Origin of the sequence: Streptomyces sp. NPDC088194 (assembly GCF_040702025.1) — a bacterium.
GTDB lineage: Bacteria > Actinomycetota > Actinomycetes > Streptomycetales > Streptomycetaceae > Actinacidiphila.
In genome coordinates, this window is record NZ_JBFBIV010000051.1 from 48,673 (window position 1) to 62,029 (window position 13,357).

15 protein-coding genes are annotated in these 13,357 nt (G+C 72.4%); 12 read left to right on the plus strand and 3 right to left on the minus strand.

Annotated features, from left to right (window positions below; genetic code table 11):
• Positions 1–217: 217 nt before the first annotated feature.
• The 3 genes from AB0399_RS25820 (at position 218) to AB0399_RS25830 (ending at position 2,938) form a co-directional block, all read left to right on the plus strand.
• On the plus strand, positions 218–1,552 hold the full coding sequence (locus tag AB0399_RS25820; RefSeq protein WP_366412954.1) for an RDD family protein: 1,335 nt from the start codon (positions 218–220) through the stop codon (positions 1,550–1,552).
• Positions 1,553–1,655: 103 nt separating this feature from the next.
• Entirely contained in the window at positions 1,656–2,330 is a 675-nt protein-coding gene (locus AB0399_RS25825; protein WP_329369090.1) for an RDD family protein, read from the plus strand.
• Positions 2,331–2,464: 134 nt separating this feature from the next.
• Positions 2,465–2,938: an RDD family protein gene (locus tag AB0399_RS25830; protein ID WP_329369092.1), complete on the plus strand. Its 474-nt coding sequence runs from the start codon at positions 2,465–2,467 to the stop codon at positions 2,936–2,938.
• A 54-nt stretch (positions 2,939–2,992) separates the two neighbouring features.
• On the opposite strand, the gene AB0399_RS25835 is transcribed toward AB0399_RS25830, so the two are convergent.
• A complete protein-coding gene (locus AB0399_RS25835) occupies positions 2,993–3,277 on the minus strand; it encodes a hypothetical protein (protein WP_328464549.1) in 285 nt (94 codons plus the stop codon).
• 290 nt (positions 3,278–3,567) lie between these two features.
• Here AB0399_RS25835 and AB0399_RS25840 point away from each other — a divergent pair, with 290 nt between their 5' ends.
• Complete coding sequence (locus AB0399_RS25840; protein WP_329369096.1) at positions 3,568–6,009, plus strand: immune inhibitor A domain-containing protein; 2,442 nt, start codon at positions 3,568–3,570, stop codon at positions 6,007–6,009.
• 92 nt (positions 6,010–6,101) lie between these two features.
• Positions 6,102–6,416: a hypothetical protein gene (locus tag AB0399_RS25845; RefSeq protein ID WP_328464545.1), complete on the plus strand. Its 315-nt coding sequence runs from the start codon at positions 6,102–6,104 to the stop codon at positions 6,414–6,416.
• Here the strand turns inward: AB0399_RS25845 and AB0399_RS25850 are convergent.
• Together AB0399_RS25850 and AB0399_RS25855 are read right to left on the minus strand one after the other, a co-directional pair.
• Positions 6,400–6,996 carry a nicotinamidase gene (locus AB0399_RS25850; RefSeq protein ID WP_366412955.1) on the minus strand — a complete coding sequence of 199 codons (597 nt, stop codon included), beginning with the start codon at positions 6,994–6,996 and terminating at the stop codon, positions 6,400–6,402. The genes AB0399_RS25845 and AB0399_RS25850 overlap by 17 nt on opposite strands.
• A gap of 182 nt (positions 6,997–7,178) precedes the next feature.
• On the minus strand, positions 7,179–8,510 hold the full coding sequence (locus AB0399_RS25855) for a nicotinate phosphoribosyltransferase (RefSeq protein WP_329369099.1): 1,332 nt from the start codon (positions 8,508–8,510) through the stop codon (positions 7,179–7,181).
• Positions 8,511–8,688: 178 nt separating this feature from the next.
• Between AB0399_RS25855 and clpS the strand changes: the two genes are divergently transcribed.
• The 7 genes from clpS to AB0399_RS25890 all read left to right on the plus strand — a co-directional run bounded on the left by clpS (position 8,689) and on the right by AB0399_RS25890 (position 13,216).
• Entirely contained in the window at positions 8,689–8,994 is a 306-nt protein-coding gene (gene clpS, locus AB0399_RS25860; protein WP_328464539.1) for an ATP-dependent Clp protease adapter ClpS, read from the plus strand.
• Positions 8,994–9,557, plus strand: coding sequence for a DUF2017 domain-containing protein (locus AB0399_RS25865; protein ID WP_329369101.1), 564 nt, complete (start codon positions 8,994–8,996; stop codon positions 9,555–9,557). The genes clpS and AB0399_RS25865 overlap by 1 nt, the downstream gene beginning before the upstream one ends.
• A gap of 85 nt (positions 9,558–9,642) precedes the next feature.
• Complete coding sequence (locus AB0399_RS25870; RefSeq protein ID WP_366412956.1) at positions 9,643–11,190, plus strand: amino acid permease; 1,548 nt, start codon at positions 9,643–9,645, stop codon at positions 11,188–11,190.
• Between the two features lie 31 nt (positions 11,191–11,221).
• Positions 11,222–11,632, plus strand: a complete 411-nt coding sequence (locus tag AB0399_RS25875) for a M67 family metallopeptidase (RefSeq protein WP_328464535.1) — start codon at positions 11,222–11,224, stop codon at positions 11,630–11,632.
• Positions 11,633–11,717: 85 nt separating this feature from the next.
• The gene (locus AB0399_RS25880; protein ID WP_328464533.1) at positions 11,718–11,807 is read left to right on the plus strand and encodes a putative leader peptide; all 90 of its coding nucleotides are present in this window, start codon (positions 11,718–11,720) and stop codon (positions 11,805–11,807) included.
• Positions 11,808–11,939: 132 nt separating this feature from the next.
• Positions 11,940–12,266 (plus strand): MoaD/ThiS family protein, encoded by a 327-nt coding sequence (locus AB0399_RS25885; RefSeq protein ID WP_329369103.1) that lies wholly within the window; start codon positions 11,940–11,942, stop codon positions 12,264–12,266.
• Positions 12,266–13,216: a cysteine synthase gene (locus AB0399_RS25890; RefSeq protein WP_328464529.1), complete on the plus strand. Its 951-nt coding sequence runs from the start codon at positions 12,266–12,268 to the stop codon at positions 13,214–13,216. The genes AB0399_RS25885 and AB0399_RS25890 overlap by 1 nt, the downstream gene beginning before the upstream one ends.
• Positions 13,217–13,357: the final 141 nt, after the last annotated feature.

Here is a 13,357-nt window from a genome sequence, read left to right on the forward strand (position 1 = left end):
TGGAAGAGAGCGCGTGCCTCCTCAACCATTACGCGGGTTTCCCCGATTCGGTTCAGATTTCCTGAACCCGGAGCGCACGACGGCGCATCGGGGTAATGACGTGTCCACGAGACGTCAGCGAGCGGAGTGCGCGGCACGGTGGACACGCCGGGTCGGCCATTCTGGTAGATGTGGACGTCACACCACCCCGCGGCCGAGCAGATACGGAACTGTGACCATGAGCGCACCCACTTCTGGCTCCTCAGGTTCGTCGGCGTCCTCCCAGCCGTCCGCTTCCGCGGGTGGGTCCGGCGCCCCGGTGCCGGGGTACTACCCGGACCCCTCGATCCCGCACTACATCCGCTACTGGAACGGCTCCGCGTGGGTGCCGGGCACCAGCCGTCCCGCGCCGGTGGACGAGGCCCCTCCCGGCCGCGTCGAGCCGGTGGACGAGGCCCCTCCCGGCCGCGCCGCGGCGAGCGGTGCGCCCGCGCTCGACGAGTCCGGCCCGATGTTCCTCGACGAGGACCCCGCCGCGCCCACCGCCGACCACTGGCCCACCGCCAGCCAGGAGCAGGTGCCGGCACCGCCGCCCGAGCAGTGGCGGCCGGCGCCCGACCCGCGGGCGCACCTCGCCCAGGACCCGGCGCCGTCCTGGCCCGTGCCGCAGGCCCGGCCGGAACCGCAACTGCCCCCGATCTCCTGGGGCGCCCCGGCCCAGCCCCAGACCCCGGCCCAGCCCCAGCCGCAGTCCCCGGCGCCGTCTCCGGCTCCCGCGCCCGGCCCCGCCCCGGCCGCCGACCGCGCGCCGCAGCCCGCGCTGCCGCGGCCGCAGGAGCGCCAGTCGCTGCCCGCCGCCGGTTCCGCCCCGGCCGGTCAGCAGCCGCCGCTCCAGGCTCAGCCCCCGCTGCACCCTCGGCCCGCGCCGCAGCCGTCGCCCCTGGTGCCGGCGCCCGCGCCCGCGCCCGAGGCCGCCGCGCAGGCGTCCCCGCCGTGGGCCGCGCAGGTGCAGGACCTGGCCCGCGGTGAGGGCGGGGTCGTGCCGTGGCGACCGCCGGCCAGCGACCCGTTCGGCGTCTCGCAGGGCCAGGACCGGCCCGGCGGTCTGGTCCGCCGGTTCCTGGCGCGGCTGGTGGACGCGGTGGTGCTGGCCGCGGTGACCGGGGTCGCCGCGGTGCCGCTGGGCACCGCGGCCTATCACCACGCCAAGGACAAGGTGGACCAGGCCCGGCTGACCGGGGAGACGGTCAAGGTCTGGCTGATCGACGGCACCACCGGGGTCCAACTCGGCGTCGTACTGGCCACGTTCCTCGTCGCCGGGGTGCTGCTCGAAGTGCTGCCCACCGCCAGGTGGGGACGGACCCTCGGCAAGCGGCTGGTCGGCCTGAGGGTGCTGGACATCGAGGCGCAACTCCCGCCCGGCTTCGGCGCGAGCGTGCGCCGCTGGCTGCTGCGGACCGTGCTGAACCTGCTGGTGGTCGGCGTGGTCGGGGTGGCCTGGTGCCTGTTCGACCGGCCGTGGAAGCAGTGCTGGCACGACAAGGCGGCCCGCACGTTCGTGGCCCGCGGGTAACCGTCCCGGGCCGCCCGCCCGGGGCCGTGCGCCCGCCCGGCGCCGTACTCCGATCGGCTGCCGCCCACGGGCGGTGACGCACCGTGCGGGTTTGACTCGGGACATGAGTAGCGATCAGCCCGGCGGCGGCTCACCCTACGACAAACCGTCAGGCGGCCAGCCCCCGCCGAACCAGCCCCCGCCCGGCAGCCCGTACGGCGGCGGTCCGTACGGTGCCCCGCCGCCCGGCGGCCCGGGAGGTCAGGGCGGTCAGGGCGGCTTCGGCCAGAACCCGTACGAGCAGAACCCCTACGGCCAGAACCCGTACTCGGGCGGTCCGGGTGGCCCCGACCCGCTCGCCGGGATGCCGCCGCTCGCCGAGGCCGGCAAGCGGGTGCTGGCGCGGATCATCGACATCATCATCGTGCTCATCCCCGCGTTCCTGCTGGACTGGGCGGCCGTCGGGGTCCAGGACAGCCACTTCAGCACGGGCCGCTCCGCGGTCGGCGGGATCTTCACCGCCGGATTCGGTTTCGTCTACGAGTTCCTGATGACCCGAGCGAGCGGGCAGACCGTCGGCAAGAAGATGATGCGGCTGCGGACCGCCATGCTCGAGAACGGCAGCGTGCCCACCTCCAACGCCGCCGCGGTCCGCGCGGCCATCCTGTGGGTGCCCGCGTTCTGCTGCTCCTGCGTGTGGTTCCTCGTCATCGGCGCGACCGTCCTCGTCGACCGCCCCTACAAGCAGGGCATCCACGACAAGGCGGCGAAGACGGTGGTCGTCCAGACGGCACCCTGACGCTCCGTCCCGCGGAAGGAGCCGCACCTCCTCAGGGGCGAGCAACCACCCACCGGTCAGGTGGTTCCCGAAGGGGCGGAACCCGTCAACCCGGGGGGTGTGCCGTCACCCGAACGGCTGGTTTACTCAGGGTCATGACGGCAGAACACCCCGAGGGCATGGCACCGCTGGCCACCTTGGGTCAGCGCTTCCTCGCACGGTTGATCGACACGGTGATCCTCCTCGCCGTGGTGGTCCTGGTCTCCTTGGCCGCGATGGGCGACGACATCCGGCACGGCACCGACGGGGCGCTCGGCAAGCGCGCGCTGGTCGCGGTCGTCGCCTACCTGCTGTACTTCGTGATCGAGGGCGCCATGACCGCCGCCCGCGGCCAGACCGTCGGCAAGATGGCGCTGCGCATCCGCGCGGCCCGGCTGGTCGACGGCGGGGTGCCCGGCCCGGCCGGCTGGCTGCGCGCCGCGGTCTACGTCCTGCCCGCGGTGCTGAGCGTGATCCTGATCGGCCCGTTCTTCTGGTTCGTCAACTCGCTGTGGTGCACCTGGGACCGGCCCTTCCGGCAGTGCCTGCACGACAAGGCGGCCAAGACCGTGGTCGTGGCCGCCTTGTGACGTGACGTGCGTCCCGGGCGTGCCTGGTGCCCCGGGACGTCGGAGCGACAGCGCCTACTGGAGTGAGTGCTCGCCCACCCGCGCCTCGGCGCTCTGCACCGAACCGCTCACCCGGGCCCGCGGCACCGCCGCCGGCACCGCGGGCGCGGCCATGGCGGCGGACCTGCGTCCGCCCGGGCTCAGCGCGGCGCCGACCAGCAGGCCGAGCAGCAGCCCGAGCGCGGCGACGGCGACCACCGCGCCGGCGGAGCGCACGTCCGCCAGCAGGAGGACCGCGAGGGTGAACAGGACGACGGTCGTGGAACCGTAGGCGACTTGCGCGTTCGTAGGACGTGGCATGAGGGGAACCGTCCTCGGAGTACGTCGATGCGGGGGCATGCTGACGGGGGGTGACTCTACGGTTCGGAATGCCCAGGCCCGCCCCCGGGTAAGCATTACCTTACCGACGGTGCGGAGCACAGGGGGGCGCACGGGGTCGCACGTGTGACCGATGCCTCAACGCATGTGCACCGGGGGGCCGTTGGTGCGGTGACGTCCGGTCAGCGGATGGTGGACACCGGGAATCGGCCAACCTAACCGGCCGTCATGCTCAAGTCAAGATCTGTCTTTTCCTCCGCCGCTCCGGTGCAATGGCCTTTCCCAAGGGGAGGTCAAGGATCTTGAAAAGACAGCACTGGATCAGCCAAAGCGCCGCCCTGGCAGTCGCGATAGCCGTGCTCGGTGTCCCCGCGGTCGCCACCGGGGCGGCCGCGGCGACCCCGGGCCACAGCAGCAGCCCCGCGACTCCGGCGGCCGGCCACGACCCCGCGCAGAGCGAACCACACGACCTGCCGGGCCCGTTCAGCAAGCAGCAGGCGGCCGAGCACTCCGCCGCCCTCCAGCAGGTCGTCTCCGGCGACGCCACCGTCCAGCAGCGCGACGGCTCGCAGGTGGTCCAACTCGGCCACGGCAAGGGTAAGCAGAGCAAGTACGTCGAGCTGGGCCGGGAGAAGACCGACAAGATCTTCACCATCCTGGTGGACTTCGGCGACCAGGTGGACGACACCACCACCTACGACCCGGACGGCCCGGACGGACCCGAGCCGCCCACCACCAAGTACGGCGGCGACCCCGGGCCGGCGCACAACACCATCGCCCAGCCGGACCGTTCGCAGGACAACAGCACCGCCTGGCAGGCGGACTACAACCAGCAGCACTTCCAGGACCTGTACTTCTCGCACGACAAGGACAAGGAGTCGCTGGCGAAGTACTACGAGAAGCAGTCCTCCGGCCGCTACTCGGTCGACGGCGAGGTCACCGACTGGGTCAAGGTCCCCTACAACGAGGCCCGTTACGGCTCCGACTGGTGCGGCTCCACGATCTGCTCCAACGCCTGGGACCTGATCCGCGACGCCACCACCGCCTACGTCGCCGACCAGAAGGCGCAGGGCCGTACCGACGCGCAGATCAAGGCCGACCTGGCGGCGTACGACCAGTGGGACCGCTACGACTACGACGGCGACGGGAACTTCAACGAGCCGGACGGCTACATCGACCACTTCCAGATCGTGCACGCCGGCGAGGACCAGTCGGCCGGCGGCGGCGTGCAGGGCACCGACGCGCTGTGGGCGCACCGCTGGTACGCCTACGGCAGCGACGCCGGGAAGTCCGGGCCCACCGGGAACAAGGCCGGCGGCACCGAGATCGGCGACACCGGCATCTGGGTCGGCGACTACACCCTCCAGCCGGAGAACGGCGGGCTGGGCGTCTTCGCCCACGAGTACGGCCACGACCTCGGCCTGCCCGACGAGTACGACACCTCGTACGTCGGCGAGAACAACACCGCGTTCTGGACGCTGATGTCCTCCGGGTCCTGGATGGGCACCGGGAAGGACGCGATCGGGGACCTGCCCGACGACATGAGCGCCTGGGACAAGCTCCAGCTCGGCTGGCTGAACTACGGCACCGCCAAGGCCGCCACCCGCTCCACCACCAAGCTGGGCGTCGCCGAGTACAACACCAAGGACAAGCAGGCGCTGGTGGTCCAGCTCCCCGACAAGTCCGTCACCACCACCATCACCACGCCCGCGGAGGGCGACAAGCAGTGGTGGAGCGGCATGGGCGACGACCTGTCCAACACCCTGACCCGCACCGTCGACCTCACCGGCGCGTCCAGCGCCTCGCTCGGCCTCAAGGGCTGGTGGGACATCGAGCAGAACTACGACTTCCTCTACACCGAGGTCTCCACCGACGGCGGCGCGAACTGGACCGCGCTCGACGGCACCGCGAACGGCAAGGCCGTCCCGCGCGACGGCAGCGACCGGCCGGCCCTGACCGGCACCTCCGGCGCGTACGAGGACCTGTCCTTCCCGCTCGACGCCTACGCGGGCAAGCAGATCCAGCTCCGGTTCCGCTACGCCACCGACGGCGGCGTCGCCCAGCAGGGCTTCGCGGCCGACGCGATCACCGTCACCGCCGACGGCAAGACGCTGCTCACCGACGGCGCCGAGACCGACGACAACGGCTGGAGCGCCGACGGGTTCTCCCGGATCGGCGCGTCCTTCAGCAAGGACTACCCGGAGTACTACGTCGCCGAGAACCGGCAGTACACCTCGTACGACACCACGCTGAAGACCGGCCCGTACAACTTCGGCTGGACCAGCACCCGGCCCGACTGGGTCGAGCACTACCCGTACCAGACCGGCCTGCTGGTGTGGCTGTGGGACACCTCGCAGCCCGACAACAACGTGGGCGCGCACCCCGGCAGCGGTGAGATCCTGCCGGTCGACGCGCACGCCAAGCCGGAGACGTTCACCGACGGCACGGTCATCCGCAACCGGGTCCAGGCCTACGACTCGGCGTTCAGCTGGTACCCGTCCGCCGGGTTCACCCTGCACAACGACGGCGTCGCCAAGCGCATCCCGGCGAAGCTCGGCAGCCCGGCCTTCGACGACCACTACGGAACGTACTGGTACGCGAACAACCCGTACGGCAGCGTCAAGGTCCCCGACACCAACACCCGGCTGACCATCCTCAGCCAGGCGCTCGACGGGAGCACCATGACGGTCCAGGTCAGCCCGTCACACCGGTAACATGCGTCACATTCGCCGGTCTGACCTGCACTGATGCGACGTTCGGCCGCCGTCCCCTGGTGGGCGGCGGCCGATGCGCACAAGATGTGCACATGGCGGTCGGAGGTTTCATCAAGCTCCCGGGCGGCACGGTCGTGGTGGCGCTCGGCCTGCCGCACCCGGCGTGTCCCGAGCTGACCGTGCGGGTGGTCGTGCACGCCCTGAACCGCCAGCGCGCCCTGACCCGCCTCAGCAACCTGGGCTTTCGCGGTGCGCGGCTGTCCGGCAACGCCGAGCCGCCCACCCCCGACGAGGTCTCCGCGGTGCTCCACCACCCGGACGGCCTGGTCTGGCGCGAGTACCGGGCCCGGGGCGGCGACCCCTGGCACCCCATCTCCGCGCTGAACCGGGTCACGCCCCGCCCGTAGCCGCCGGCTCGCCGCGCAGCTCCACGCCGGCCTCCCGCAGCCGGACGAGCGCCTGCCGGGTGGTGTCCGCGGCCACCCCCGCGGTCAGGTCCAGCAGCACCCGCGTCCTGAAGCCCTCGCGGGCCGAGTCCAGCGCGGTGGCCCGTACGCAGTGGTCGGTGGCGATCCCCACCACGTCCACCTCGGTGACCTCCCGCTCGCGCAGCCACTCGGCCAGGGCGGTGCCGTTCTCGTTCTCGCCCTCGAAGCCGCTGTACGCCGCCGCGTAGGAGCCCTTGTCGAACACGGCGTCCACCGCGCCCGACGCCACCGCCGGCGCGAAGTTCGGGTGGAACCCGACGCCCTCGGTGCCCGCGACGCAGTGCGGCGGCCACGACGTCACGAAGTCCGGGTGGTCCGAGAAGTGGCCGCCCGGGTCCACATGGTGGTCCCTGGTCGCCACGATGTGCCGGTACGTCCCGGCGGACTGGCCGATCAGGTCCGTGACCGCCGCGGCCACGTCCGCGCCTCCCTCCACCGCGAGGCTGCCGCCCTCGCAGAAGTCGTTCTGCACGTCGACGACGATCAGTGCGCGGTGCATGGTCTCTCCGAGGGTTCACCGTTCCGGACTACCGAGCGTATTGCGGAAGCCCCGCGCCAACCAGGCCCGGGGCGCCTGTCCGGGAGTCGTTCACCCCCGCCGCGCCCCTGATCGGTGAACGTCTTCCGCGACGGCGCCCCTGCCCCGGCTCCGGGAGGGCCGGGGCGGGGACGGGCGGGGCCCTACAGGGTCTCCGTGGGGAGCACCGGCTCGCCACGGGAAAGCTGGGTCGCGGAGAGCGGCAGCCCGGCCCGCGCGGCGATGTGCCGGGTGCGGGCCGCGTCGAGCGGCTCGCGCCCCACCACCTTGCCGTTGCGCACCAGCGGGACCAGCAACTGCCGGTCCGCCAGCTCCGCGGGGACCGGCCCGCTGCCGATCACCTCGGCCTCGGCGACCCCGTCGGCGTCCAGCCGCCGGGCGGCCCACTTCCGGCCGCCGACGCTGGTCTTCCCGCCGAGCGCCTTCTTGGCGACGGGCGTGAGCGGCGCGTCGGCCCGGTCCGGCACCGACGCGCGGGCGACCAGCTTGTAGACCATGGCGCAGGTGGGCTGCCCGCTGCCGGTCACCAGCGACGTGCCGACCCCGTACGCGTCCACGGGGGCCGCGGCCAGCGACGCGATGGCGTACTCGTCGAGGTCGGAGGTGACCACGATCCGGGTGTCCTTCGCGCCGAGGTCGTCCAGTTGCTGCCGCACCCGGTGGGCGAGCAGCAGCAGGTCCCCGGAGTCGATCCGCACCGCGCCCAGCTCGGGCCCGGCCACCTCCACGGCGGTGCGCACCGCCTCGGTCAGGTCGTAGGTGTCGACCAGCAGCGTGGTGGAGCGGCCGAGGGATTCGACCTGGGCGGTGAAGGCGTCCCGCTCGGTGTCGTGCAGCAGCGTGAAGGCGTGCGCGCTGGTGCCGATGGTGGGCAGGCCGTAGCGGAAGCCCGCGGCGAGGTTGGAGGAGGAGCGGAACCCGCCGACGTAGGCGGCCCGCGAGGCGGCCACCGCGGCCAGCTCGTGGGTGCGCCGGGCGCCCATCTCCATCAGCGGCCGCCCGCCGGCCGCCACCGCCATCCGGGAGGCGGCCGCGGCGATCGCCGAGTCGTGGTTGAGGATCGACAGGATCACCGTCTCCAGCAGCACCGCCTCGGCGAAGCTGCCCTCCACCCGCAGGATCGGCGAGCCGGGGAAGTACACCTCGCCCTCGGGGTAGCCCCAGATGTCGCCGGTGAAGCGGTAGTCGGCCAGCCACTTCAGGGTCGCCGCGTCCACCACCTTCTCCCGTTCGAGGAACTCCAGCACGGGTGCGTCGAAGCGGAAGTTCTCCACCGCGTCCAGCACCCGGCCGGTGCCGGCCACGACGCCGTACCGCCGCCCCTCCGGCAGTCGCCGGGTGAACGCCTCGAAGACCGACCGGCGGTGCGCGGCGCCGCTGCTGAGGGCCGCCTGGAGCATGGTGAACTCGTACCGGTCGGTGAACAGCGCGGTGGACGGCACGTCCACCGGCAGTGCCAGGTCTGCTGTGCTCATGGCGACGATGCTACCCCGCATTTCGTCAAACTGACGAGATGTCGCGGGGTGTGTGCCCCCTCACACGCCCATTTGTGCGACGGCCCCACGGAGCGGCAGCATGGAACCTGTGAGTGCCCACCCGTCTCTGACCGTCCCTGCGAGGACGCTCCCCCAGCCTCCGGCCGGGGGGACCCCGATGTGCAGCGTCGCACCTGCCGAGATCGAGCGCACCGAGTCCAGCGAGGCCCCTTCGGTGGTCCCCGAGCCGGACGTGCCCTGGGTGACCCTCGTGCACAACGACCCCGTCAACCTCATGAGCTACGTGACGTATGTCTTCCAGACGTACTTCGGGTACTCGAAGGGCAAGGCCACCAAGCTGATGAAGGACGTCCACTACAAGGGCCGGGCCGTGGTCTCCAGCGGCACGCGCGAGGAGATGGAGCGGGACGTGCAGGCGATGCACGGCTACGGCCTGTGGGCGACGCTGTCGCAGGACCGCTGATGGCGCGCCGACGGGGCCGTGCCGGCTCCTTCGAGCCGGTCCGCGGCGGCGGCGCCACCATCACGCTGGACGAGGTGGAGATCTCGATCCTGCGCAGCCTCGCCGTCCAGCTGCTGGAACTGGTCGGGCCGGGCGACCAGCCGGCCGACGCCGACGACGACCCGCTCGCGCAGCTCTTCGCCGAGGGCCCCACCAAGCCGCCGGACGACCCGGCGCTGGCCCGGCTCTTCCCCGACGCCTACGAGGAGACCGAGGACGCCTCGGAGTTCCGCCGCTTCACCGAGAACGACCTGCGGGCCCGCAAGCGCGAGGACGCGCTGGCGATGATCCGCGTGCTCGACGCCGGCGGCCCGGTGCTCAAGCTCACCGAGGACCAGGCCCGGCAGTGGCTCGGCGCCCTCAACGACCTGCGGCTGACCATAGGGACCCGGCTCGGCGTCACCGAGGACGAGGCCGACGAGCTGTACCACCTGCCGGAGGGCGACCCCCGCAAGCCGCTGGTCATGGCGTACCTGTGGCTCGGCGGCCTGCAGGAGAGCCTGGTCGAGACGCTGCTGCGCTGACCCTTCGCCCTTTCCGGTGACGTGCGGACCGGCAGCGGTCCCACCCGCCGCGCGGACGCCGCCGCGGGGTACGTATCCGCCCATGGTGGACGAAACGCGCGTGCGGCCCGTGTCGGACGGCCCGGAGGGCGGGCCGGGCGGCCCGGCGACCGGCGAGGAGGGCTACACCCGCGGGCTGGGCAGCCGGCAGATCCAGATGATCGCGATCGGCGGCGCCATCGGCACCGGCCTGTTCCTGGGCGCCGGCAGCGCGATCCACCGGGCCGGCCCCAGCCTGCTGCTGATGTACGCCGTCGCCGGCGCCGTCATCTTCTGCATCATGCGCGCGCTCGGCGAACTGCTCACCTACCGCCCGGTCTCCGGCTCCTTCGCCGACTACGCCCGGGAGTTCCTCGGCCCGTTCACCGGCTACGTCACCGGCTGGACGTACTGGCTGATGTGGGTGGTCACCGGCATGGCCGAGGTCACCGCCGCGGCCACCTACGTCAACTACTGGTGGCCGGGGGTGCCGCAGTGGACCGCCGCGCTGGTGTTCCTGCTGCTGCTGGCCACCGCCAACCTGGTGTCGGTGCGGCTCTTCGGCGAGATCGAGTTCTGGCTGTCGACGGTCAAGGTCACCGCGATCCTCGGGATGATCCTGATCGGCGTCGCCGTGCTCACCCTCGGGGTCTCCGCCGCCGGGCACACCGCGTCGGTCGGCCACCTGTGGCGGGACGGCGGCTTCTTCCCCAACGGGGTCGGCCACTCGCTGCTGACCTTGCAGATGGTGATGTTCGCCTACCTCGCGGTCGAGCTCGTCGGGGTCACCGCGGGCGAGGCCCGCGACCCGCGCAGGACCCTGCCCAAGGCGATCAACACGCTGCCGTGGCGGATCGTGCTGTTCTACGTCGGCGCGCTCACGGTGATCCTGTGCGTGGTGCCGTGGACGGAGTTCCAGCCGGGGGTCAGCCCGTTCGTGGCCGCCTTCGCGAAGATCGGCATCCCGTTCGGCGCCGGCGTGGTCAACTTCGTGGTGCTCACCGCCGCGCTGTCGTCCTGCAACTCCGGCATGTACTCCACCGGCCGCATGCTGCGCGACCTGGCCGCCAACGGGCAGGGCCCGCGCGCCTTCGACCGGCTCACCGCCCGCCGCACCCCGGCGCTCGGCACGCTCGCCTCGGTGGCCGTGATGTGCATCGGGGTGTGGATCAACTACGTGGACCCCGAAGGGGCGTTCACCTACATCACCGCGTTCGCCACGGTGGCCGCGGTGTGGACCTGGGCGGTGATCCTGGCCGCGCACATCCGCTACCGCGCCGCCGTACGCGCCGGGCAGGCCGCGCCCGCGTGGTTCACCGCCCCCGGGGGAGCGGCCGCCAGCTGGAGCGCGCTGGCCTTCCTCGCCCTGGTCGTGGTGCTGATCGGCCTCGACTCCGACGCCCGGGTGTCGCTGTACGGGGTGCCGCTGTGGGCGGCGCTGCTCGGCGCCGGCTACCGGGTGCTCAAGCGGCGCGACCCGGCGGCGTTCGCCCGCCGCCCGCACCTGCCGCCGCCGGACCCGGCGGTGGACCCGGGAGCGGGCAGCGCGGTGGACCCGGCGGTGGACCCGGCGGCGGGGGAGTCCGGCGGACTTCCGGGCACCCCGGCGGTGTAGCGGCCGGGCCGGCCCCTGTTACTTTTCCCGCATGCTCACCATCACCCAGGACCTGTACGACGCGATCGTGGCCCACGCCCGCGCCGACCACCCCGACGAGGCGTGCGGGATCGTGGCGGGGCCGGAGGGCAGCGGCCGCCCCGAGCGGTTCGTGCCGATGCTGAACGCGGCCCGCTCGCCGACGTTCTACGAGTTCGACTCCACCGACCTGCTCAGGCTCTACCGCGACATGGACGACCGCGACGAGGAGCCGGTGATCGTCTACCACTCGCACACCGCCACCGAGGCGTACCCCTCCCGTACCGACATCTCCTACGCCAACGAGCCCGGCGCGCACTACGTACTGGTCTCCACCGCGGAGGAGTTCCAGTTCCGCTCGTTCCGCATCGTGGACGGCCAGGTCACCGAAGAACCGGTCGAAGTAGTGCCTTCCACGTCGTGAGCTTCCGGATACTGGGACGGACCAGCCGGACGGGGCAAGGGAATCGATACGATGACCCCATGGTTCTCCTCGGTGTGAGCGACTCATGAGCGACACGGCGCCCGGCGCGCTGCTCGTGGCGCGGCTGCACGTCGACCTGTGCCGCCGTACCAGCGCGGCGTGTCCGCGCGCCTGAGCGCGCCCGCCGCCCGGGCGGCACACCGCTCGTCGCCGTCCGGCACCGCACCCGCACGGCCCGCACGGAACCACCCCGGCTCCAGACCGGCGCCACCCACCCAGCTTCGTCCGTACTCACAGGAGCGCAGTCATGGCCATCGAGGTCCGCATCCCGACCATCCTCCGCACGTACACCGACGGCCAGAAGGCCGTGCCGGGTGCCGGGACCACGCTCGACGAGCTGTTCACCGACCTCGACTCCCGCCACGCGGGTCTGCGCGACCGCGTCGTGGACGGCGGCGAGCTGCGCCGCTTCGTGAACGTGTACCTCAACGACGAGGACGTCCGCTTCCTCGACGGCATCGCCACCAAGGTCGCCGACGGCGACAGCGTGACGATCCTGCCTGCCGTGGCCGGCGGCTCGGGCGCCCCCGACCCGGCCGCGCGCACCGCGGCCGCGCCGGCCGGCCGACGCTGATGCGGTACGACAGCCCGCTGGCCGCGGTCGGCAACACTCCGCTGGTGCGCCTGCCCCGGCTGTCGCCGTCGGAGCAGGTGAGCGTCTGGGCGAAGCTGGAGGACCGCAACCCCACCGGCTCGGTCAAGGACCGCCCGGCGCTGCACATGATCGAGCGGGCCGAGGCGGAGGGCGTGCTCACCCCCGGCTGCACCATCCTGGAGCCGACCTCCGGCAACACCGGCATCTCGCTGGCGATGGCGGCCCGCCTCAAGGGCTACCGGATCGTCTGCGTGATGCCCGAGAACACCTCCTCCGAGCGGCGCGAGCTGCTGGCCATGTGGGGCGCGGAGATCATCTCCTCGCCCGCGGCCGGCGGCTCCAACACCGCGGTGCGGGTCGCGAAGGAGCTGGCCGCCGAGCACCCCGACTGGGTGATGCTCTACCAGTACGGAAACGCGGCGAACCCCGGCGCGCACTACGCCACCACCGGCCCGGAGATCCTCGCCGACCTGCCCACCATCACCCACTTCGTGGCGGGCCTGGGCACCACCGGCACCCTGATGGGCGTCGGCCGCTACCTGCGGGAGAAGGTGCCCGGCGTCGCCATCGTGGCCGCCGAGCCGCGCTACGACGACGTCGTCTACGGCCTGCGCAACCTCGACGAGGGCTTCGTGCCCGAGCTGTACGACGAGTCGGTGCTGACCACCCGCTTCTCGGTCGGCTCGCAGGACGCGGTCCGCCGCACCCGTGAACTCCTGTCCGAGGAGGGCATCTTCGCCGGGGTCTCCACCGGCGCGGCGCTGCACGCGGCACTCGGCGTGGCACGCAAGGCCGAGCAGGCCGGCGAGCGGGCGGACATCGTCTTCGTGGTCGCCGACGGCGGCTGGAAGTACCTGTCCACCGGCATCTACACCGCCGCCTCCACGGAAGAGGCCGTCGCCGCGCTGCACGGCCAGCTCTGGGCGTAGGCCCACAGGTGAGCGGGCCCGCGGCCGCCCGTCTTCCACCCGGGCCCTAGACGAGTAGTTCCGATGTGGGTCGGTCAGTGGTCGTAGGCGATCAGTGAGCGGGTGATTGGTTGGCCTGTGGTGCGGTTGTGCCAGATCGCG

Coding starts and splice junctions, on each gene's coding strand:
- AB0399_RS25820 (WP_366412954.1), top strand. CDS start 218: ATGAGCGCACCCACTTCTGGCTCCTCAGGTTCGTCGGCGTCCTCCCAG.
- AB0399_RS25825 (WP_329369090.1), top strand. CDS start 1,656: ATGAGTAGCGATCAGCCCGGCGGCGGCTCACCCTACGACAAACCGTCA.
- AB0399_RS25830 (WP_329369092.1), top strand. CDS start 2,465: ATGACGGCAGAACACCCCGAGGGCATGGCACCGCTGGCCACCTTGGGT.
- AB0399_RS25835 (WP_328464549.1), bottom strand. CDS start 3,277: ATGCCACGTCCTACGAACGCGCAAGTCGCCTACGGTTCCACGACCGTC.
- AB0399_RS25840 (WP_329369096.1), top strand. CDS start 3,568: ATGGCCTTTCCCAAGGGGAGGTCAAGGATCTTGAAAAGACAGCACTGG.
- AB0399_RS25845 (WP_328464545.1), top strand. CDS start 6,102: ATGGCGGTCGGAGGTTTCATCAAGCTCCCGGGCGGCACGGTCGTGGTG.
- AB0399_RS25850 (WP_366412955.1), bottom strand. CDS start 6,996: ATGCACCGCGCACTGATCGTCGTCGACGTGCAGAACGACTTCTGCGAG.
- AB0399_RS25855 (WP_329369099.1), bottom strand. CDS start 8,510: ATGAGCACAGCAGACCTGGCACTGCCGGTGGACGTGCCGTCCACCGCG.
- clpS (WP_328464539.1), top strand. CDS start 8,689: ATGTGCAGCGTCGCACCTGCCGAGATCGAGCGCACCGAGTCCAGCGAG.
- AB0399_RS25865 (WP_329369101.1), top strand. CDS start 8,994: ATGGCGCGCCGACGGGGCCGTGCCGGCTCCTTCGAGCCGGTCCGCGGC.
- AB0399_RS25875 (WP_328464535.1), top strand. CDS start 11,222: ATGCTCACCATCACCCAGGACCTGTACGACGCGATCGTGGCCCACGCC.
- AB0399_RS25880 (WP_328464533.1), top strand. CDS start 11,718: ATGAGCGACACGGCGCCCGGCGCGCTGCTCGTGGCGCGGCTGCACGTC.
- AB0399_RS25885 (WP_329369103.1), top strand. CDS start 11,940: ATGGCCATCGAGGTCCGCATCCCGACCATCCTCCGCACGTACACCGAC.
- AB0399_RS25890 (WP_328464529.1), top strand. CDS start 12,266: ATGCGGTACGACAGCCCGCTGGCCGCGGTCGGCAACACTCCGCTGGTG.